At 36.9% G+C, this 18161-nt stretch carries 20 protein-coding genes and 5 tRNA genes; 15 read left to right on the top strand and 10 right to left on the bottom strand.

From position 1 onward, the window contains the following. Nucleotides 1-209: 209 nt before the first annotated feature. The 6 genes from rapZ to BLW93_RS07240 all read right to left on the bottom strand — a co-directional run bounded on the left by rapZ (nucleotide 210) and on the right by BLW93_RS07240 (nucleotide 6728). Complete coding sequence (gene rapZ, locus BLW93_RS07215; RefSeq protein ID WP_076713416.1) at nucleotides 210-1118, bottom strand: RNase adapter RapZ; 909 nt, start codon at nucleotides 1116-1118, stop codon at nucleotides 210-212. Beyond that, nucleotides 1115-1894: an NHL repeat-containing protein gene (locus BLW93_RS07220; protein WP_076713417.1), complete on the bottom strand. Its 780-nt coding sequence runs from the start codon at nucleotides 1892-1894 to the stop codon at nucleotides 1115-1117. Before BLW93_RS07220 ends, rapZ begins: the two co-directional genes overlap by 4 nt. A gap of 2 nt (nucleotides 1895-1896) precedes the next feature. Beyond that, nucleotides 1897-2787, bottom strand: coding sequence for an NAD(+)/NADH kinase (locus BLW93_RS07225; protein ID WP_076713418.1), 891 nt, complete (start codon nucleotides 2785-2787; stop codon nucleotides 1897-1899). Beyond that, a complete protein-coding gene (locus tag BLW93_RS07230; protein ID WP_076713419.1) occupies nucleotides 2756-3439 on the bottom strand; it encodes an ATP-binding protein in 684 nt (227 codons plus the stop codon). The genes BLW93_RS07225 and BLW93_RS07230 overlap by 32 nt, the downstream gene beginning before the upstream one ends. A gap of 59 nt (nucleotides 3440-3498) precedes the next feature. After that, nucleotides 3499-5856 (bottom strand): replication restart helicase PriA, encoded by a 2358-nt coding sequence (gene priA, locus BLW93_RS07235; protein ID WP_076713420.1) that lies wholly within the window; start codon nucleotides 5854-5856, stop codon nucleotides 3499-3501. A gap of 113 nt (nucleotides 5857-5969) precedes the next feature. Continuing rightward, entirely contained in the window at nucleotides 5970-6728 is a 759-nt protein-coding gene (locus BLW93_RS07240; protein WP_076713421.1) for a glycosyltransferase family 2 protein, read from the bottom strand. A gap of 35 nt (nucleotides 6729-6763) precedes the next feature. Between BLW93_RS07240 and ispE the strand changes: the two genes are divergently transcribed. The 6 genes from ispE (at nucleotide 6764) to BLW93_RS07270 (ending at nucleotide 8055) form a co-directional block, all read left to right on the top strand. Further along, nucleotides 6764-7609: a 4-(cytidine 5'-diphospho)-2-C-methyl-D-erythritol kinase gene (gene ispE, locus BLW93_RS07245; protein ID WP_076713422.1), complete on the top strand. Its 846-nt coding sequence runs from the start codon at nucleotides 6764-6766 to the stop codon at nucleotides 7607-7609. A 2-nt stretch (nucleotides 7610-7611) separates the two neighbouring features. Next, nucleotides 7612-7686 (top strand) — tRNA-Gln (locus BLW93_RS07250). A 21-nt stretch (nucleotides 7687-7707) separates the two neighbouring features. Beyond that, nucleotides 7708-7783: transfer RNA gene (locus BLW93_RS07255), tRNA-His, on the top strand. Between the two features lie 6 nt (nucleotides 7784-7789). After that, nucleotides 7790-7875, top strand: a tRNA-Leu gene (locus BLW93_RS07260). 25 nt (nucleotides 7876-7900) lie between these two features. Further along, nucleotides 7901-7976, top strand: a tRNA-Gly gene (locus BLW93_RS07265). Between the two features lie 4 nt (nucleotides 7977-7980). Continuing rightward, nucleotides 7981-8055 (top strand) — tRNA-Cys (locus tag BLW93_RS07270). Here the strand turns inward: BLW93_RS07270 and BLW93_RS07275 are convergent. Then, entirely contained in the window at nucleotides 8056-10200 is a 2145-nt protein-coding gene (locus tag BLW93_RS07275; protein WP_076713423.1) for a RelA/SpoT family protein, read from the bottom strand. Between the two features lie 72 nt (nucleotides 10201-10272). Between BLW93_RS07275 and murI the strand changes: the two genes are divergently transcribed. From murI to BLW93_RS07310, 7 genes are all read left to right on the top strand, one after another. Beyond that, a complete protein-coding gene (gene murI / locus BLW93_RS07280) occupies nucleotides 10273-11061 on the top strand; it encodes a glutamate racemase (protein WP_076713424.1) in 789 nt (262 codons plus the stop codon). Continuing rightward, nucleotides 11051-11758, top strand: coding sequence for a ribonuclease PH (gene rph, locus BLW93_RS07285; protein ID WP_076713425.1), 708 nt, complete (start codon nucleotides 11051-11053; stop codon nucleotides 11756-11758). Before murI ends, rph begins: the two co-directional genes overlap by 11 nt. A gap of 1 nt (nucleotide 11759) precedes the next feature. After that, nucleotides 11760-12350: an RdgB/HAM1 family non-canonical purine NTP pyrophosphatase gene (rdgB, locus tag BLW93_RS07290; protein ID WP_076713426.1), complete on the top strand. Its 591-nt coding sequence runs from the start codon at nucleotides 11760-11762 to the stop codon at nucleotides 12348-12350. Further along, nucleotides 12347-12598: a YggT family protein gene (locus tag BLW93_RS07295; RefSeq protein ID WP_245792008.1), complete on the top strand. Its 252-nt coding sequence runs from the start codon at nucleotides 12347-12349 to the stop codon at nucleotides 12596-12598. Before rdgB ends, BLW93_RS07295 begins: the two co-directional genes overlap by 4 nt. 1 nt (nucleotide 12599) lies before the next feature. Continuing rightward, nucleotides 12600-13103, top strand: a complete 504-nt coding sequence (locus BLW93_RS08975) for a DivIVA domain-containing protein (protein WP_076713427.1) — start codon at nucleotides 12600-12602, stop codon at nucleotides 13101-13103. Continuing rightward, complete coding sequence (locus BLW93_RS07305; protein WP_245792009.1) at nucleotides 13060-13284, top strand: DUF167 domain-containing protein; 225 nt, start codon at nucleotides 13060-13062, stop codon at nucleotides 13282-13284. The genes BLW93_RS08975 and BLW93_RS07305 overlap by 44 nt, the downstream gene beginning before the upstream one ends. Nucleotides 13285-13372: 88 nt before the next feature. Continuing rightward, a complete protein-coding gene (locus BLW93_RS07310; protein ID WP_076713429.1) occupies nucleotides 13373-13666 on the top strand; it encodes an HU family DNA-binding protein in 294 nt (97 codons plus the stop codon). Nucleotides 13667-13683: 17 nt separating this feature from the next. On the opposite strand, the gene folK is transcribed toward BLW93_RS07310, so the two are convergent. After that, complete coding sequence (gene folK, locus BLW93_RS07315; protein ID WP_076713430.1) at nucleotides 13684-14091, bottom strand: 2-amino-4-hydroxy-6-hydroxymethyldihydropteridine diphosphokinase; 408 nt, start codon at nucleotides 14089-14091, stop codon at nucleotides 13684-13686. Next, nucleotides 14084-14587 (bottom strand): CinA family protein, encoded by a 504-nt coding sequence (locus BLW93_RS07320; RefSeq protein WP_076713431.1) that lies wholly within the window; start codon nucleotides 14585-14587, stop codon nucleotides 14084-14086. The genes folK and BLW93_RS07320 overlap by 8 nt, the downstream gene beginning before the upstream one ends. A gap of 64 nt (nucleotides 14588-14651) precedes the next feature. Here BLW93_RS07320 and BLW93_RS07325 point away from each other — a divergent pair, with 64 nt between their 5' ends. Both BLW93_RS07325 and BLW93_RS07330 read left to right on the top strand, forming a co-directional pair. After that, nucleotides 14652-15200 carry a LemA family protein gene (locus BLW93_RS07325; protein WP_076713432.1) on the top strand — a complete coding sequence of 183 codons (549 nt, stop codon included), beginning with the start codon at nucleotides 14652-14654 and terminating at the stop codon, nucleotides 15198-15200. A 3-nt stretch (nucleotides 15201-15203) separates the two neighbouring features. Further along, nucleotides 15204-17018: a DUF2207 family protein gene (locus BLW93_RS07330; RefSeq protein ID WP_076713433.1), complete on the top strand. Its 1815-nt coding sequence runs from the start codon at nucleotides 15204-15206 to the stop codon at nucleotides 17016-17018. Between the two features lie 38 nt (nucleotides 17019-17056). Here BLW93_RS07330 and BLW93_RS07335 read toward each other — a convergent pair. Further along, nucleotides 17057-18161, bottom strand: a 1105-nt coding sequence (locus BLW93_RS07335; protein ID WP_144444032.1) for an IS256 family transposase, incomplete at its 5' end; no start/stop codon positions are given.

Consider the following 18161-nt stretch of genomic DNA (forward strand, 5'->3'; position numbering starts at 1 on the left):
TGAGGCTAAGGAAGAACTTCAGGATATGTTCTCCAGGAGGTACTCCTAATGGTTTACACAAAATTATTGACACAACCAAGTTCCTTTAATATTGATGAAAATAAATATGACGATTATTGCTATGTTAATTTTATTGTTAGAAAAAAATAGAATTCCTTTTCTCAGAAGGTGAATTTTATAAACTTGGAATAGCTTGAAATTTAATTAAATTATTTTTTGGCGTGAGATCTTTTTGAAATATTTTTCCTTTTTTTCTGTTCTCTATGTTCTACAAATATATCAAAATCGGGAAACTCCTTTGCAACTGCTTCTGCAAGAATTTCTGCAATTGCCACTGAACGGTGCTGTCCTCCGGTACATCCGAAGGCAAAGGTAAGGTAGCTTTTCCCTTCTCTATAGTAGTGGGGAATTGTGAAAAATATTAAATCTTTTAATTTTTCTATTAGCGAAAGTGTTTCGGGAAATTTCAGAATAAATTTTTTCACTTCTTTATCCATGCCTGTTTTTGCTCTTAGTTCGGGAACAAAGTGGGGATTTGGAAGAAATCTTACGTCAAAAACGTTGTCTGCTTCCTGAGGTATGCCGTATTTAAAGCCAAAAGATAAAAATGTTATTTTGAACGTTCCCTTTCCGCCAGCTATAAGGTCTTTTATAAGCTGCTTGAGTTCGTGAGGCGTCATGTGTGAAGTGTCTAAAATTTTGGTTGCTTCTTCTTCAACCGGTTTTAAATACTCTATTTCTTCTTCTATTAACTCTTGTAGGCTTTTTTCTGATTCATATCTCTGTAATGGATGTGGTCTTCTTGTTTCGCTGAAACGTTTTATAAGTGTTTTTTCATCGGCTTTAAAGAACCAGACTTCTACTTCCGGAAATTCCTTTTTGAGCCTTTGAAGCATTCCGCCTGCAAGCTCTCGGAATTTCGGATTTCTTATATCAAGAACAAGAGCAGCTCTGTGAATTTCAGGATTTTCGTTTATAAGGTGGAAAAGGTTTGGGATAAGGTCAGGGGGAATATTATCTATGCAATAAAATTCAAGGTCTTCAAGATATTTAGCAGCTGTGGACTTTCCGCCTCCAGAAAGTCCAGTTATTATGATTATCTTTTTGGTTTCTTTCATCTTTTAACCTTTAAAATTTTAACACTATTAGCATAGAATTGAGGTATAGTTAGTATATCATTTTTATATCCTATGTCAGCTGGCGTAATTAGTCCTTTAAAGACAGGAACTGCTGTTTTTCCTATTAGCTGATAGATAATTCCGTTTTTAAAGTCTGAGAAAAGAACGTTTCCTTTTTTGGTAACGACTATTCCATCAAGATTTCCGTTTATTTTGCATAATTTTTCAATTTTTCCGTCTTTTATGGCTAAAACTTTTCCTGTATTCCATGTAACGCAGAGTAGAGTTTTTCCTTTGAATATCAGTCCGTTAGGCCCTTCAAGAAGTGGGGATTTAACCAGAATTTCCGGTTGTAAAGTTGAAAGAGGAATTTTAAAAATTGTGTTTGTTTGTGTGTCTGATACGAATAGATCTTTTCCGTCTGTTGTTATGTCGTTTAAAAATCTAGAGTTTTCTATGAGAATTACTTTTTCTATTTTTCCCGTTTGTGGGTCTATTTCCAACACTCTGTCTATATCTGTTACAAACAGTTTTCCATTTGCAAATGTTATTCCTTTAGGTGCATTTAATCCTTTTGTAAGAATTTTATTAAAACTTCCATCGAGATTGAGAACCGCGATGAAGCCGTCTCCGTCTTTGCTTGATGGGGGAAGATTTCCGATGTTAGAAACGTATATTTTTCCATTGTAAATCTGGGCACTTTCAGGTGTTTTTAACGTTGCTGCCGGAGATACAGATGTTAAGAGAAGGAAAATAACCATTAAAAGCTTTTTCATCTTTAACCCCAGTGAAGTTTTTCTCTCAATGTTTGATAGTAGGATTTGTCAGGATCTCTCAGGATGAGTAGATCGTAAGGAGATTTGGTTATGTCAAGTCTGTCACCTTTTCTTAGTTCTATGCCTTCCTGACCGTCAAATATAACCATTACCGTTTCGCTTGTTGTTTTAAGCTGTGCGGTGAGAACAATACTTCCGTCTATTACAAGAGGCCTCATTGTGAGCGTGTGGGGACATATAGGTGTTATAAGCATTGCGCTTAAAGTAGGAAATATTATTGGACCTCCTGCTGATAATGAGTAAGCTGTTGAACCGGTCGGTGTGGCAACTATGAGACCGTCTCCTCTGAAAGTGCTGACAAACTTCCCGTTTGCTCTTAGTTCAACCTCTATTATTCTTGCCAGAGTATCTCTCTTTATTACCACTTCATTAACACATCTGTATATAGCTATGTGGCCATTTCTTCTTGTTAGTTTAACTCTTATTACTGGTCTGTTTTCTACTATGAATTTGCCGTTTAACAGTTTGTCGATGCTTTCTTCTATTTCATCCATTGTTAGTTCTGTAAGAAATCCAAGTGTTCCGAAGTTTACTCCTAAGATGGGAACAGGTTTTTTGTCTATAAGTCTTGCAACGTTTAGAAAGGTCCCGTCCCCTCCTAAAACTATCATAACTTCAACTCTATCGGGAAGACATACTCTATCAACAACTTTTATTTTTTTCATCATTTCCGGCGAAAGCAGTGATGCTGTTTCTTCTTCCGTCCATACTACTGTTCCTTTTTCAAGTAGAAGAGAAATTATCTTTTTAACGCCTTCGGCAGCGTCTTTTTTAGTAGGATTAGATATTATTCCTATATGCTTATACTTGATTTTTTTCTTTTCTGTAGTCATTTCCTTCCACCCTTATTAGTTTGCACATTTCGTAAATTCTTGATTCCGTTCTTTCGCCAAATCTGGATGAAAAACTGTCGTCGAGAGGTGAGTCAAACGTAAGGTTTGTTGTGATTATTGTAGGTAAACTATTTGTATATCGGTAGTTGATTATTGTTGAAAGAATATCTTTTGCCCAGTCGGTTGTTCTTTCTGCACCTACGTCATCAAGTATGAGTAAGGGAACTTCCATTACTCTATGCAGGAGCTCTTGAGACGATTCTTTGGTATCAAACGTCGTTTTTATATCGATAAGAAGGTTCCTAAAATCAACAAATCTGCCTCTCAAACCTTTGTATTTTAAAATGTTTATAAGTAATGCTACTGCAAGGTGTGTTTTTCCAACTCCGGGAGGACCGTAAAGAACCAGTCCTTTATCTACAAAAGGATAAAGTTTAAAAAACTCTTTACAGAGTCTTAACGCCCTTTTCTGGTATAGAGTTTGAGGAATAAAGGTTTTAAACTTACAGTTTTTATATCTTGAAGGAATTCCAGAAGCTTTAATAAATTCTTTTCTAAGGACATTAAATTGGCATCTGCACCTTACCGCTTCTCTTTTTCCGTTTGTTTTAATGATTATCCATCCCGTTCCGGAACACTCTTTGCAGGCCATTTTTTCTCCAAAGATACTTTTATACTGATAAAGTAACCGTTATTTTTAAAAACTTCAAGTCACAGTAGATAGACAGGATCAACATCTATTTTGTATCTTATGCCTCTGAAAAGAATTGGCATCTCTTTTTTGAGAATATCTACCCCTTTTAGGAGATCGTTTTCATTTGCCGCTCTCATAAATGTTATGAATCTGTATCTGCCGGATATTTTGGGTATTGGTGCCGGGTTTAGAGGCGGTACGTTAAAATATGGTTTAATCTTTTCTTTAAGTATGTTAAATTTGTCTTCAACTTTTCGAAACTTAGATGTCTTTTCTATCTGGAATTCCAACACTACCGGGTATGAGAACGGTGGGTAGTTAAAGATTTCTCTGGCTTCTATCTCTTCTTTATAAAACAGGTCAAATTTATATTCTGCAGCATATTTAACCGCAGGATTTTCAGGATCAAAAGCCTGAACTATTGCTGCTCCCGGCTTGAATCTTCCTGCTCTTCCGGTAGTGTGGACTATCGTCTGAAAGGTTCTTTCTGCCGAGCGGAAATCAGGAAGTAGGTATCCTGTGTCTGCCATTAAAACGGCAACGAGCGTAAGTTTGGGAAAGTTGTGTCCTTTGCTTGCTATTTGTGTTCCTACAATGATGTCATATTTACCGTTTTTTATGTCTGATATCAGTTTTGCACCTTTTGTCGGATTCCTTACGCTGTCCTGGTCCAGCCTTATAGTTCTGAATTCAGGAAATAGAACTTTTACTTCTTCTTCGACCCTTTCCGTTCCGTAGCCTTTGAATTCGAGTTTTGTTCCGCATTCTGGACATCTGTATATGGGGCTGTATTTTTTACCACATATGTGACAGATTAACTTGTTCATGTTTTTGTGATAGACGAGAGGAACGGCGCAGTCTTCACATTCTGCTACGAATCCGCATTTTGGACAGAACCCGGATGAGAAAAATCCTCGCCTGTTTATAAAAAGGAGCACCTGTTCGCCTTTTTTGACGGTGTTTTTTATGGCTGAAATCAGAGATTCTGAAAATATGCCTACTCTTTTTTCTTCTTTTAAGTCAACTACTTTTATGTATGGAAGTGGAATGTTTGATATCCTTTTTTTGAGTTCCAGGGCTTTATACTTTCCGATTGAAGCTCTGTAATAGCTTTCGACAGATGGTGTGGCAGATACTAAAATGACTGGGCATTTTTCTATGTTTCCTCGTTTAACTGCCATTTCTCTTGCGTGGTAGAGCGGTTTCTGTTGTTCTTTGTAAGATGTGTCCTGCTCTTCGTCGACTATTATCAGTCCAAGATCTTTTATCGGGAGCATGAGGGACATTCTGGTGCCCATGAATACTTTACTCTTTCCTTTTACAGCTTTTAGCCACTGTGATACAAGCTCTTTTTTGCTCAATTTGCTGTGAAAAACTACGATATTTTCTCCAAAGTAGTTTTCTACCCTTGCTCTTAGTTCTGGCGTTAACAAAAGTTCTGGAACAAGAATTAAGACGCTTTTTCCTCTTTTGACGGTTTCAAGTGCTGCATGAAGGTAAACTTCCATTTTTCCGGAACCTGTTACTCCGTAAAGAAGAAACGTTTCATCTTTGCTTGTCATTATTTCGTTTAATGCCTTTTTTTGATTGGCTGTCAAAATTATTTTTCTATTGTCTGTAAGTGCCTGTTTTTTAACGTTTACGAGATGCTCTCTCTCTTCTATCCTTATTATGCCTTTGGCTGATAGCCTTTTTATCGTGTCGTAGGATATTCCCATTTCTTTTAATGTTTTTACCGGGAGTTCTTTAGCAGATTTAAGGATTTCAAGAGCTTTTATTTCTTTTTTTCCCTTTACAGGTTTTATCTCATTTAATACTGCAAATTTTTGCGTAGGTAAAAGCGTGTAGGTTATATCTTCTTCTTTTCCTACTATTCCTTTTCTGATTAAATTTTTAACTGTTGAGTAAACAGATTTTCCCTTTATAGCTCTTGAGAGTGATATGAGTTTTACTTTTCCTTTTTTCTTTTTCAGATAATCTACTATTTGTTTTTCTATTTTTCCTTTTACATGATCTTCCCTTTTAAGGTATATGTAGCTTGTTTCTTCGATAACAAATCCGGAAGGTAAAAACAAAAATAGGACTTCTCCCAGAGAGGATGCGTATCTTTTTGCAATTTCTCTGGCAAGTTCTATGTTGTTTTCTGTAAACAGGGAAAAGTTGTCAGGTATGTCAAATATTTCCTTTATGTATGTTTCGTTTATATCTTCGATTTTCTCCTTTAATGAAACAATAATTCCTGTTTTTAGAAAGTCACTTTTCCCAAACGGAACTATAACACGCTTACCTAATTGTGGTTTTGATGATGCCTTTTCAGGCACCCGGTATATGAATGTTCTGTCAAGGGGTATGTTTAGAGCCACTTCGGCAAACAACTATTTTTTCCTCTCTCTTAAAGCTCTTATTGTGGTTCCTACTGCCATGAGTATAAGTAAAAATGTTGCAAACAGCGTCATTGCTATTACTGTCCATTTAAATATAGTTGCTATCATTTTTTTCTGCTCCTTTTTTCGATCTCCCAGAGTTTAAGGTATTTTAAGAAACTGTAGTAAGAACTCATAACAGATATAACAAATCCTTCAAATCCGTCAAGGAATCCTTTTTTTATAAAGTATCTCCTTATAAATGCTCCTATTGATGAAGATACCATTTTGAGTGTTGAAAATTTCTTTCCTTTTTTGTGTGCACCTATTGCATACAGTGTTGTATAAAAGTTTATTTTATTAACGTGAGTTTTTATATCTGGGTAGGAATAATGAAGAATGTTTCCTTTTAAATAGCCTATTTCTCCGTTGATTTTAAGCGTTTCATGAACCTCATCTCCCTTCCACTTGCAGGAATTTTTCTTTGCAAGTCTAACATGCCAGTCCGGATACCATGCATGTTTTATCCATTTTCCAAGATAGTTTGTCAGCCTGTTTATTCTAAAACCTTCGTATTTTGAGCCTTTTTCTTTTATTTTTTTTATTTCTTCCTTGAGTTGTTCGTCGACGATTTCGTCATCGTCAAGAAATAGAACCCAGTTTTTTGAACAGAGTGAGAGGGCGTAGTTTTTCTGGTTGATAAAATTATCAAATTCTCTGAAAACTACTTTGGCGCCGAAACTTTTTGCAATTTCTACTGTTTTATCTGTTGAACCTGAATCAACGATAACAATTTCGTCGGCAAGTTCTTTTATGCTTTCTAATACGTTTTCAAGGTATCTTTCACCGTTTTTAACGATCATTGATACGGAAAGTGATTCCATAGTTTAACCCTTTGAAGTGTTATAATACTCTCACTATGAAGATAATATTACCATCTCCGGCAAAGATAAATTTATCCCTCTGGGTTAACGGGAAAAGGGATGACGGTTATCACGATATATTAACCGTTTTTCATACGATAAACGTATTTGATTATATATCTATTCAGCAGTCAGGTCAGCTTGAGCTTAATGTGGCTGGTTCTACTATAGTGCCTGCTGGTGGAGACAATCTTATAATAAAAGCCTGTGATGTTTTCTCAAAACATACTGGTATAAAGCCTAAAGTCAGTATAACGCTGGAAAAGCACATACCGATAGGTGCCGGTCTTGGCGGCGGTAGTTCAAATGCGGCCCTTGTTCTGAAAGGTTTAAATATGCTTTATAACTATCCTGTTGATGAAGAAAAGTTGATGGAGATGGCTGCCGAGATAGGTTCTGATGTTGCTTTTTTTATTAAAGGTGGTCTTGCTATAGGTTACGGTAGAGGAGAAAAGCTCATATTTTACGGAAAACATAAGTTTGATATTCTTCTCGTTTATCCCAATATCTTTTGTTCTACGGCAGAGGTTTATAAATATTTACCACCCATAAAGAGGGAGATCAGCATAGAAGACGCCGAAAGACTTATACTTATTCCTCTTATGAAGGGTGATTTAGATACTTTAAGAGAAAACATGTGGAATGATCTTGAATCTTCAAGAGCGCCTTGTATAAAAGAGGTTATGGAAGCTAAAAAAATAATTGAAGATGTTGTGGGCACGAAAGTTTTAATGAGTGGAAGTGGTTCAAGTTTATTTACTATCGTAGATAAAAATAAAAAAATAGACATTACCCCCTTGCAAAGAAAAGGTTGGTGGGTTAAATTTTGTTCTGCAATTTGAGTTGGGGCGTAGCCAAGCGGTAAGGCAGCGGACTTTGGATCCGCCATTCGCAGGTTCGAATCCTGCCGCCCCAGCCATTTTTTTATTCCCGCATAGTGGTGGGAGTAGCTCAGCCGGTGGAGCGCCGGGTTGTGGCCCCGGCGGTCGCGGGTTCAAGTCCCGTCTCCCACCCCATTAAATGCGGGAGTGGCGGAACTGGCAGACGCGCTGGACTTAGGATCCAGTGTCCTTGTGACGTGAGGGTTCGACTCCCTCCTCCCGCACCACAATTTTGTATAATAGCAGTTGATCGCGGGCGTAGCTCAGTTGGTAGAGCACAACCTTGCCAAGGTTGGGGTCGCGGGTTCAAGTCCCGTCGCCCGCTCCATAGCGGCGGCGTAGCCAAGTGGCAAGGCAGGGGACTGCAAATCCCTTATTCGGCGGTTCAAATCCGCCCGCCGCCTCCATTACTTGATCTTTATTTTTTCTCTTCTTATTCTTTTAATGTTTATTACGCCCTTTGTCGATTTTATTGCGTTTATTACTTTTTGAAGTTGAGAAACATCTTTTACCTGTAGTGTAAAATCAAGGATTGCTTTTCCTCCTACTGTTCTCGTGTATGCACTTACAATGTTTGTTTTCGTTTCTGCTATTTTTGCCGATACGGCTGCCAGCATACCGGGTCTGTCTTCTATAAATACTCTTATTTTTGCAGGGTAGAGTTTGTCTGACGGTTTAAATTCTATTGAAAGGACTTTTCCCGGTGCACTTTCAAGAACCTGCTGGGCTACAACACAGTTTCTTGTGTGAACGACTATTCCTTTTCCCTTTGAAACAATGCCGACGACATCGTCTCCCGGTAGAGGATGGCAACATTTTGCCAGCGTTACGAGCATGTTTTCTATTCCGTCAATGACAATGTCGGCACCTTCGTTTTTTTTCCCTTTTTTCTTCTTTTTTTCCTGTTCTTCCTGAATACCTAAAAGTCTTCTTACTAATTTTTCTCCGTCTAATTTGCCAAATCCTACGTCTATGAGGGCAAATTCTACTGATGTGTATCCTAAAGATTTAAGTTGTTCTGAAAAGTCATTTTCATATAGATAGCTTATACCTTTCCCGGCTGTTCTTCTTAAAATTTTTTCTACGATGCTTTCACCAAGTTTCTTTGCTTTTTCGTTTTCTTGTTTTTTTATAAATGATTTTATGGCTGTTCTTGCTTTTGATGTTTTTACAAAGGCAAGCCAGTCTCTTTTTGGATTTTCAACGTTTCCCGTTATTATTTCTACTTTATCTCCGCTTCTTAAAACATGGTTGAGAGGAACAAGCTTACCGTTTACCTTTGCACTTATACATCTGTGTCCAACACTTGTGTGAATTGCGTATGCAAAGTCGATTGGCGTTGCTCCTTTTGGAAGTGTTTTAAGATCTCCTTTCGGCGTAAATACATAAATATCTTCTTCGTATAGGTCGCTTTTAACGTTTTCCATAAATTCTTTTGTATCTTTTTCTTCCTTTACCCATTCGAGTAAGTTTCTGAGCCATAAAAATCTTTCTCTTTCTGATTCTGATAATTTTCCACCGCCCTCTTTGTATTTCCAGTGAGCGGCAATTCCCATTTCTGCGATCTGGTGCATTTCATGGGTTCTTATTTGAAATTCGATAAACTGTCCTCTCGGTCCCACAACAGTTGTATGTAGTGATTGATACATGTTTGGTTTTGGAACAGCTATGTAGTCTTTTATCCTTCCGGGAACGGGCATCCATAAACTGTGAATCAGCCCTGCTATAACGTAACAGTTCGGTACGGTATCTGTTATTATTCTTATACCTGCAACGTCATAAACTTCTTCGAAGGGAATACCCTTTTTTACCATTTTGTTGTAAATGCCGTATATGTGCTTAAATCGCCACTGTATTTTGCCTTCTATGCTGTTTTCTTCCAGTTTTTTCTTAACTGTTTCTATGATTTCGGAAAGATAGGTGCTTATGACTCTCTTTTTTTCCTTTACTTTTTCCTGGAGTTCTTTGTAAATTTCCGGTTCAAGGTATTTTAGAGATAGATCTTCAAGTTCGTTTTTTATTCTGTAAAGACCAAGTCTGTTTGCAAGGGGTGCATATATTGTCAGTGTTTCTTTTGCAGTTCTTTTCTGGCCATTTGGACTTCTGCTTCCGAGTGTTCTCATATTATGTAATCGGTCTGCCAGTTTTACTATCAAAACCCGGATGTCTTCTGAAAGTGAAATTAATAGCTTCCTAAAGCTTTCTGCGTTTCTCTCTTCTTTGCTTGAAAACTTATACTGTTCGAGCTTTGTAACACCGGCGACAATAAATGCGACTTCTTTTCCAAACTCTTTTTCGATGTCTTCTATTGTTGTATTGGTATCTTCCACAACATCATGAAGCAGTCCGGCAGCTATTGTATGAACGTCCATTTTCATTTCTGCAAGTATATAGGCTACTTCAGCCGGATGTGAAAAATAAGGTTCTCCTGATTTTCTAAATTGTCCTTCGTGCTTTTCTTTTGCATATTCATACGCTTTTTCTATAAGTTTACTATCGAAGTTATCCCTATAAGTTTTAACTTTTTCTATAATTTCTTTACAACTTCTCAATTTTCCTCCCTGTTTTACAGCGGCTTAAATTTTAAAAGTAGTGCAATAAATCTGTTTTGTAAAGGGAAGCTTATGGAGAGAAGACCTATAGGTATTTTTGATTCTGGTGTCGGAGGTTTAACCGTTTTAAAGGCTATAAGGGACAGGTTTCCTGATGAAGATTTTATCTATTTTGGCGATACTGCGAGAGTCCCTTACGGCACTAAATCCGAGAGAACAATAATAAGGTATAGTTTAGAAAATGCACGATTGTTACGTAAGTTTAATGTTAAGCTTATAGTGGTTGCCTGTAATACGTCATCTTCTTATGCACTTGATATACTTGAAAAAGAGATGGATGTTCCGGTTCTAGGTGTGGTAAAACCGGGGGCTTCTGCAGCAGTTAAGGCAACTAAGACGGGTAATATAGGTGTTATAGGAACAGAAGCTACAATTAAAAGTGGTGCTTATAGGAGGGAAATTCTTACAATAAATCCATTCCTTAAGATCTTTGAAAAGCCTTGTCCTCTATTTGTTCCGTTGATTGAGGAAGGATGGCTTGAAGATGAAATTACCTATATGGTTGCTGAAAGATATCTTTCTGAATTTAAAAATAAAAATATTGATACGCTTGTTCTTGGTTGTACTCATTATCCTTTACTAAAAAATGTTATTGGAAAAGTGTGTAATAATATTAAATTAGTAGATTCGGCAGAGGAAACGGCACTTGAAACGGGAAAGATTATAAATAAAGTTAAATGTACAGGGAAAGGGGAAGTGAGGATTCTTGTTAGTGATATGAGTAATCGTTTTAAGAAGATTGCTGAAATGATAATGGGAGATTCTTTTTCCATTGAGGAGGTTTCTGTCGATGTTTGTTAGACCTGATGGAAGAGATTATGATGAAATTAGACCTGTAAAAATAACGCTTGATTATGTTAGATATCCTGAAGGTTCATGTTTAATAGAAGTTGGAGATACAAAGGTTATATGCTCTGCTTCCGTCGAGGAAAAGGTTCCTTCTTTTTTGAAAGAATCGGGGAAAGGTTGGATAACTGCTGAATATTCTATGCTTCCAAGAGCTACTGCAACAAGAAACATAAGAGAAGCTGCCAGAGGTAAGCTTTCAGGAAGAACACAGGAAATTCAGAGATTGATAGGAAGGGCGTTAAGAAGTGCTGTTGATCTTGAAAAACTGGGTGATAGAACAATCTGGATAGATTGTGATGTTATTCAGGCTGATGGAGGAACGAGAACTGCGTCTATTACAGGTGCTTTTGTTGCTCTTTATCTTGCTTTAAAAAGATTGGAGCTTGTTGATGCAGTTTCTTCTTTTGTTGCGGCAACCAGCGTTGGTATTGTTGAGTCTGTTCCTTGTCTTGATCTTAATTATCAGGAAGATTCGGCAGCTGAGGTTGATATGAATGTAGTTATGAATGAGAAAGGGGAATTTATAGAGATTCAGGGAACTGGAGAGGAGAGGCCGTTTAGTAAAAATGAACTTAACAGACTTTTAGAACTTGCAGAAAAAGGTATAACCGAGCTTATAAAAATACAGAAAGAGGTTTTGGGAGTTTAGAGTGAAAATTGTAATAGCAAGTAAAAACAGACACAAAATAGAGGAAATAAGTAAGAAACTTAATATGCTGGGAATAAAGTTTTTGTCGCTTCTTGATTTTGATGTTCTGGAAGCACCTGAAACGGGGAATACGTTTCTTGAAAACGTTTATCAGAAGTCATCTTTCTATGCAGAGAAGCTGAATATGCCTGTTTTATCAGACGATTCAGGTCTTGTTGTTGAAGCGTTGGGGGGACTTCCCGGCGTTCACTCTTCTCGCTTTGCTGGTGAGAATGCCACAGACGAAGAGAATTTAAACAAACTTGTTGAACTTTTGCTCCATAAAGGTATTTCCGAATCTCCGGCTGCGTTTGTTTGTTTTATGATGATCACTTTTCCAGATAAAAAGGGTTTCTGGAGTGAAGGTACATTGAAAGGTAAGGTTATAACAGAGCCGAGAGGGAGTGGAGGTTTTGGTTATGATCCGATCTTTGTTCCGGATGGTGATACGAGAACTCTTGCAGAATATCCTATGGAAGAAAAGAATGCAATAAGTCATAGAGGAAAGGCACTTGAAAAAATTGTTAAGCTTTTGAAGGAGAAACTAAAATGATAATGGTTAGAGATATTGTTCACTTTCTCATACAGTTTCTTACCTGGTTCATAATAATAGGAGCTATTTTTACATGGATACCACCTGCTAACAGACCGGGTTTTGCAGACTGGATAATTTCTGTTACTGAGGACCTTTTGGAGCCTCTTAGAAAAATTATTCCACCTATTGGCGGAATAGACATTACACCCTTAATTGCTATAATGATTTTGCAGATGATAGACAATTTCATAACAAGGGGTTTTTAAAATGGATATTAAATTGAAATTTAAGCCAAAAGATATAAGGACAAAGCAGTTTTCTAAAAAAGTTTTTGGCTACAATCCCGATGAGGTTGATGCATTTTTGATAGAGTTGGCGAACGAGTTTCAAAATTTACTTAATAAAATGGAGCAGATTGAAAGTCAGACGCCTGAAAGTAAAATGAAGGAGCTTGTTAAGGATACGAAGAAGAAGATAGCGAAGATTGTTGAAGAGACTAAAAAAGAGAAAAGACAGCTTGAAGAAGAAAAGAAACGTATTGAAGCAGAGATAGAACAGTTAAAAATTATTCAGAAAAAGATGGCAAATAAATTAAAACTTGCAATAATAGAGATGACAAAGATTCTGGAGGAGATTAAACCGGATGATAAACATAAAAAAGGGAAAGAATTACATCCAGGTGGAAGTGAAAGTTCAACCGAAAGGGAGGCAGAACGCAATAGTAAGGGTGGAAAATGGAAAACTGAAGATAAAAGTAACGGCACCACCTGAAGGAGGTAAGGCAAACGACGCTGTTAGAAAGCTTTTTTCTAAAACTTTAAAAGTGCCGATTTCCTCTGTTGAAATAGTAAAAGGAGAGACATCAAGAGATAAAATTGTGGCAATTTTTGCTGAAAATATCGATAAAGTTGAGGAAAAACTGCTTCAATTGGTGGCAGATTTGCAAAGTTAGAGTGAAACTCTTGACAGAAAAAAAAAGAAATAGTATTTTCATGTTAAAGATAGTTTTCAACTATATAATTCTTAATGGAGGGAGCGGTATGACAAAGAGCGAGCTTGTAAGTGCAATTGCTGAAAAGGCAGGTCTCAGAAAAAAAGATGCTGAGGCAGCTCTTAACGCGTTTCTTGATGTGGTAACAGAAACCCTCAAGAAAGGGGACAAGGTTGAAATTAGAGGTTTTGGTACTTTCCTGATGAAGGAAAGAGCTGCAAGGGTTGCAAGGAATCCTAAGACAGGGAAAGAGGTTAAAGTTCCTCCAAAAGTTGTTCCTGACTTCAAGCCTGGAAAAGATCTTAAAGAGGCTACTGAAAAAATTCTTAAGAAGAAAAAGTAAAATTAAAGATGGGGGCTTTACAAAGCCCCCTCTTTCGTTAGTTCCAGTGCTTTCTTGAAAAAGTCTCTCTCTTTAATTCCGGGATGTGGAATTTTTAATTTTTTGGTTCCTATTCTGAGGTTTTCATAAGTTAGTATGTCAATATCTATTACCCTTGGTCCCCAGCGATATGTAGGATATCTTCCGACTTTTTTCTCGAGCCTTTTAAGGATATTAAGAAGTAAAAATGGTGGATGTTCTGTTTTTATCAATACACCTATATTAAGGAAGTTAGGTTGTCTTGTTACGCCAAAAGGTTTTGTTTCCATTATATCTGTTGTTTTAAGAATTCTTCCAGCATATTTATCTATTGCATTTAGAGCTCTTTCTATATTGTGTTTTCTGTTTCCCAGATTTGTTCCAATGCACAGAAGAACTTTAGCCATCTATTTCCTCGTTTAACATTGATAGAAAGAGTTTTAGAGCTTTTTTTGCCGCTTTCTTTCTTATTTTGTTTCTTCTTTTTACGGGATCCGGGTGGCTATCCTTAAATATGAACTTATAAACTTCTGTTTTTTCTTTTACCGATACACCTATATAAACCAGTCCAACCGGTTTTTCTGGAGTTCCTCCCGTAGGACCTGCTATACCAGTTGTTGAGATAGCACATTCTGTTCCCATAAGTTTTTTGATTCCTTCAACCATTTCCCTTGCCGTTTCTTCGCTTACAGCACCATATTTGAGCAGTGTCTCTGTCGATACATTTAAAACTTTCATTTTTATACTGTTATCGTAGGATACGACACCTCCCATAAAGTATTCGGAACTTCCAGGAACATTTACTATTCTTGCTGCTACAAGTCCTCCAGTGCAACTTTCGGCCGTTGCCAGTTTAAGTTTCTTTTCAGTTAGTATTTCCTTTAATTTAAATTCAACACCCATTTTTCCTCCCTTTAAAAGATTAATGCTATACTACACAATATAATGCTATTTATGAGGTTTAGAGATGATAAGGATTGTGATTATAGTTTTTCTAATTGCTATCATTTTTTACACGATTTCAACCTACAACAGGTTTCAGGTGCTTAAAAATGGTGCTGAAGCAACGCTTGGACAGATTAAGGTTGCTTTGAAAAAAAGACTTGATATGATTTCTCAGCTTGTCAATACAGTTAAAAGTCACGCTAAGTTTGAGAAAGAAACTTTTGAGAAAGTTGCTGCTTTGAGGAGCGGGATAACAAAAGCTGAAACGCCGGAAGAGATATCTGAGATAGAAAAGGAAACCAGGAAGCTAATGGGAGTTATAAACGTTGCCGTTGAAAGTTATCCGGAGCTTAAGACTTCATCGATTGTTCTTGAACTTACTCAGGCTATTCAGGATATGGAGAACGAAATTGCCCGTCATAGATATACTTACAATAATATAGTTCAGGAAATGAATACAAAGATTGATATGTTTCCTTCAAATCTCGTAGCCTCCATGTTCGGGTTTAAAAAGCTTTCTTACCTTGAATTTGGTGAAGACATAAACAAGACTCCAGATACTACATGGTAAACCATGACGGAGAAAAGATATTTTGGAATTGCCGTTGCTCTTTCTTTTCTTCTTTCGTTGCTTGTTTTCTTTGACTTTCGTTCTTTCTTTTCTTCTTTACTTGTCAATTATACTGCAGATATAACTATAGGTAATACGGTTTCTATCAGGGAAACTTTCGATTATTTTGTAAAAAAAAGTGACAAATATTCAATGCTTTTTAGGAATTGGAAGGTTCCTCTGACTTTTAACGGGGAGGAGCTGAATAACCCTTACATAACGGTTGAATCTTTAAATTCCGCATTTCCATGGTATGTTGTTGATTATAAAAGAAGGGTTTATCTAAAAGTTCCCGATAAAGTGCTTGCTTCCATATGTAAAATCAAGGCTTATAGAAATGAAGTGGGAATTGTTAAAGGGTTGGAGGGAAATAATCTAAAGAAGTTTGATAAAGGTATTTATTCTTTTTCAGCTTTTTATCGTATGTATCCGCCTGTTGAAACAGATGGTAAATTTTCTCATATAAATATTAAGCTTGCCGATGTTCATGTCTATTATTCCAAAGTGAAGATCTTTTTGAAAGATCCAAAACATTTAATAGAAAGATTGTATGTCCATATGCCACATTTTTCTGTTAAAAAGCTGGATAATGGTTATTTTATAAAGGGAAAGTCTCCGAGTGATTCCCTCGTTGAACTTGAAATGGTTTTGAAAGGGAATCCTGTAAAAGGATTCTATAGAAGAGTCTTTAATGTTTCTTTTCTTGCAGAAAAAGCCAATTTCAATCCTTTTGTCTTTTTGATAAAGTTGGTTGATAAACTTATCTTTGTTTCTATATTGGTCTTTCCAATTTTTATGATCTATTACTATGAGCGCTTTGGTAGCGAAAGTTCTGATGCTGTTCCCGAGTATATAAGTTTTATTCCTGATAAAGAAAAGAAACCTTATGTTGTTAATCTTCTTTTTTCGGGTGATGCGACTGTTTGCGATGAAAATGCTTTTTATGCGACTTTACTTGATATGCAAAGGCGTGGATTAATAGATATTAGAAGTGATGGGAATGGAATTATAATAGAAATTCTATCGATGACAACGGAAGATCCTTATGAGCTTTCAGTTCTTTCATTCCTTGAACGTTATGCTGAAGATATTGGTGGAAAAAAGATTTTTATTCCCGAAAGGTTGGAAGTTAAAGTAAAAGAACTTACTAATTCTAAAAGTTTAGAAAGTCTTAAATCAATGAAGGAAGATTTTGATTCCATTTTAAGGTGGAATGATGATTCGATAGTGAATGATTATCTTGATCTTCGCGGTTATAATCTGTTTAGTACTGTTGCTGTTATTTTGATTGTTCTTTTAGTGCTTTTTTCTGCCACAGTGTTAATCAAAAATGACCCTCTCATTGATACTACGTCAGTTGTTGCTCATTGTGCCGTTTTAATAGGGCAGCTTTTAATTTTTCTTTTTCTTCCTCCTCAGATTCTTGGCAGATGGAAAGAGAGAAGGTATAGAGAAAGTTTACTGTGGAAAGGTTTTAAAAATTTTCTGTCTAACATGGCCATGATCAAAAAATATGCTCCGGAAGATATTTCCATATGGAAAGAGTGGCTTATATATGGAACAGCTCTTGGTGTAGCGGATAAGGTTGAAAAGGCAATGAAGGAGCTTAATGTTGATCTTCCTGACGTCGATGTTGAAAGAAGAGTTAGAACACACTTTAGTGTTGTTTATGCAGGTATAGGTAGTGGTATTGCTTCTCTTTCAAAGAGCAGTTCTGGAGGAGACGGGGGATTTGGGGCCGGTGGTGGGTTTGGAGGCGGTGGAGCTGGAGGAAGATAATCAAGTTCGGGAGTGTCCATAGAACTGTGTAAATTCTATCATGCCTCTAACCTCTCTTCGAAAATCACTGACAGCTGCCCGTAGATGATACCCCAATCCTTGATAATACTTCTGTTCCATTTTTTCGCAAGTCCCAGAGCAGCTAAATAGAGGTTCTTTAAAACTGACATATCGCTCGGAAATACCCTCTTTCCATCTGTTACCTTCCTGAACCTACTATTAACACTCTCTATGATGTTCGTCGTGTACATAAGTTTCCTGAGTTCAAGCGGATACTTAAAGTAAGCCATAAGCTCTTCCCGGTTAGTTCTCCAGCTTTTTATTACGTGAGGATACTTGTTTCCCCATTTCTCCTCAAACTCGTCCATCCTAAGTTCTGCTTCCTCAAGTGTAGCTGCTCCATAAACTTTCTTAAGATCTGATGATAATCCTTTTTTGTCTTTCCACGATACATATCTTAATGAGTTCCTTATCTGGTGAACTACACATTTTTGTATTTCTGCTTGAGGATATACTCCTTTTATGGCTTTTCCTATACCTGACAGATTATCCACGCTAAATATCAGAACGTCTTTGACTCCTCTACTCTTTAGGTCATTTAGTACCTTGAACCAGAAGCTGGCACTTTCGGTCTCATTTATCCAAAAACCAAGGAGTTCCTTTCGTCCTTCTTTATTTACACCTATAACTACGTAAACTGCTTTATCTACTACCTTGCCGTCTTGCCGTACTTTGTAAAAGATGCAGTCTATGTAGAGAATAACGTAAATTCTTTCAAGTGGTCTTGACTGCCATTCTTCTATTTTTGGAGTCAGTCTATCGGTAATCTTTGAAATCAAAGAGGGGCTTATATCCATTCCATACATGTCGGAAAGTAATTCCTGAATGTCTCTTACTGTCATTCCTTTTGAATATAGGGCTATTATCTTGTTCTCTAGGTCTTCAAGAACTGTCTGGTGTTTTTTGACTATTTTGGGTTCAAAATCTCCTTTTCTATCTCTTGGAGTTTCAATCTCTATTTCTCCAGCTGCAGTTTTAACAGTCTTGGTAGTGTACGATATTTTGTGTAAGCTTGAGAAATGGGATAACCTCCTGGGGAACACCCCACAAATACCAACCCCAGGAGGCAAAAATGGAACTACA

Origin of the sequence: Desulfurobacterium indicum (assembly GCF_001968985.1) — a bacterium.
Classification (GTDB): Bacteria; Aquificota; Aquificia; order Desulfurobacteriales; family Desulfurobacteriaceae; genus Desulfurobacterium_A; species Desulfurobacterium_A indicum.

Coding starts and splice junctions, on each gene's coding strand:
- rapZ (WP_076713416.1), bottom strand. CDS start 1,118: ATGAAAGAAACCAAAAAGATAATCATAATAACTGGACTTTCTGGAGGC.
- BLW93_RS07220 (WP_076713417.1), bottom strand. CDS start 1,894: ATGAAAAAGCTTTTAATGGTTATTTTCCTTCTCTTAACATCTGTATCT.
- BLW93_RS07225 (WP_076713418.1), bottom strand. CDS start 2,787: ATGACTACAGAAAAGAAAAAAATCAAGTATAAGCATATAGGAATAATA.
- BLW93_RS07230 (WP_076713419.1), bottom strand. CDS start 3,439: ATGGCCTGCAAAGAGTGTTCCGGAACGGGATGGATAATCATTAAAACA.
- BLW93_RS07240 (WP_076713421.1), bottom strand. CDS start 6,728: ATGGAATCACTTTCCGTATCAATGATCGTTAAAAACGGTGAAAGATAC.
- ispE (WP_076713422.1), top strand. CDS start 6,764: ATGAAGATAATATTACCATCTCCGGCAAAGATAAATTTATCCCTCTGG.
- murI (WP_076713424.1), top strand. CDS start 10,273: ATGGAGAGAAGACCTATAGGTATTTTTGATTCTGGTGTCGGAGGTTTA.
- rph (WP_076713425.1), top strand. CDS start 11,051: ATGTTTGTTAGACCTGATGGAAGAGATTATGATGAAATTAGACCTGTA.
- BLW93_RS07295 (WP_245792008.1), top strand. CDS start 12,347: ATGATAATGGTTAGAGATATTGTTCACTTTCTCATACAGTTTCTTACC.
- BLW93_RS08975 (WP_076713427.1), top strand. CDS start 12,600: ATGGATATTAAATTGAAATTTAAGCCAAAAGATATAAGGACAAAGCAG.
- BLW93_RS07310 (WP_076713429.1), top strand. CDS start 13,373: ATGACAAAGAGCGAGCTTGTAAGTGCAATTGCTGAAAAGGCAGGTCTC.
- folK (WP_076713430.1), bottom strand. CDS start 14,091: ATGGCTAAAGTTCTTCTGTGCATTGGAACAAATCTGGGAAACAGAAAA.
- BLW93_RS07320 (WP_076713431.1), bottom strand. CDS start 14,587: ATGGGTGTTGAATTTAAATTAAAGGAAATACTAACTGAAAAGAAACTT.
- BLW93_RS07325 (WP_076713432.1), top strand. CDS start 14,652: ATGATAAGGATTGTGATTATAGTTTTTCTAATTGCTATCATTTTTTAC.
- BLW93_RS07330 (WP_076713433.1), top strand. CDS start 15,204: ATGACGGAGAAAAGATATTTTGGAATTGCCGTTGCTCTTTCTTTTCTT.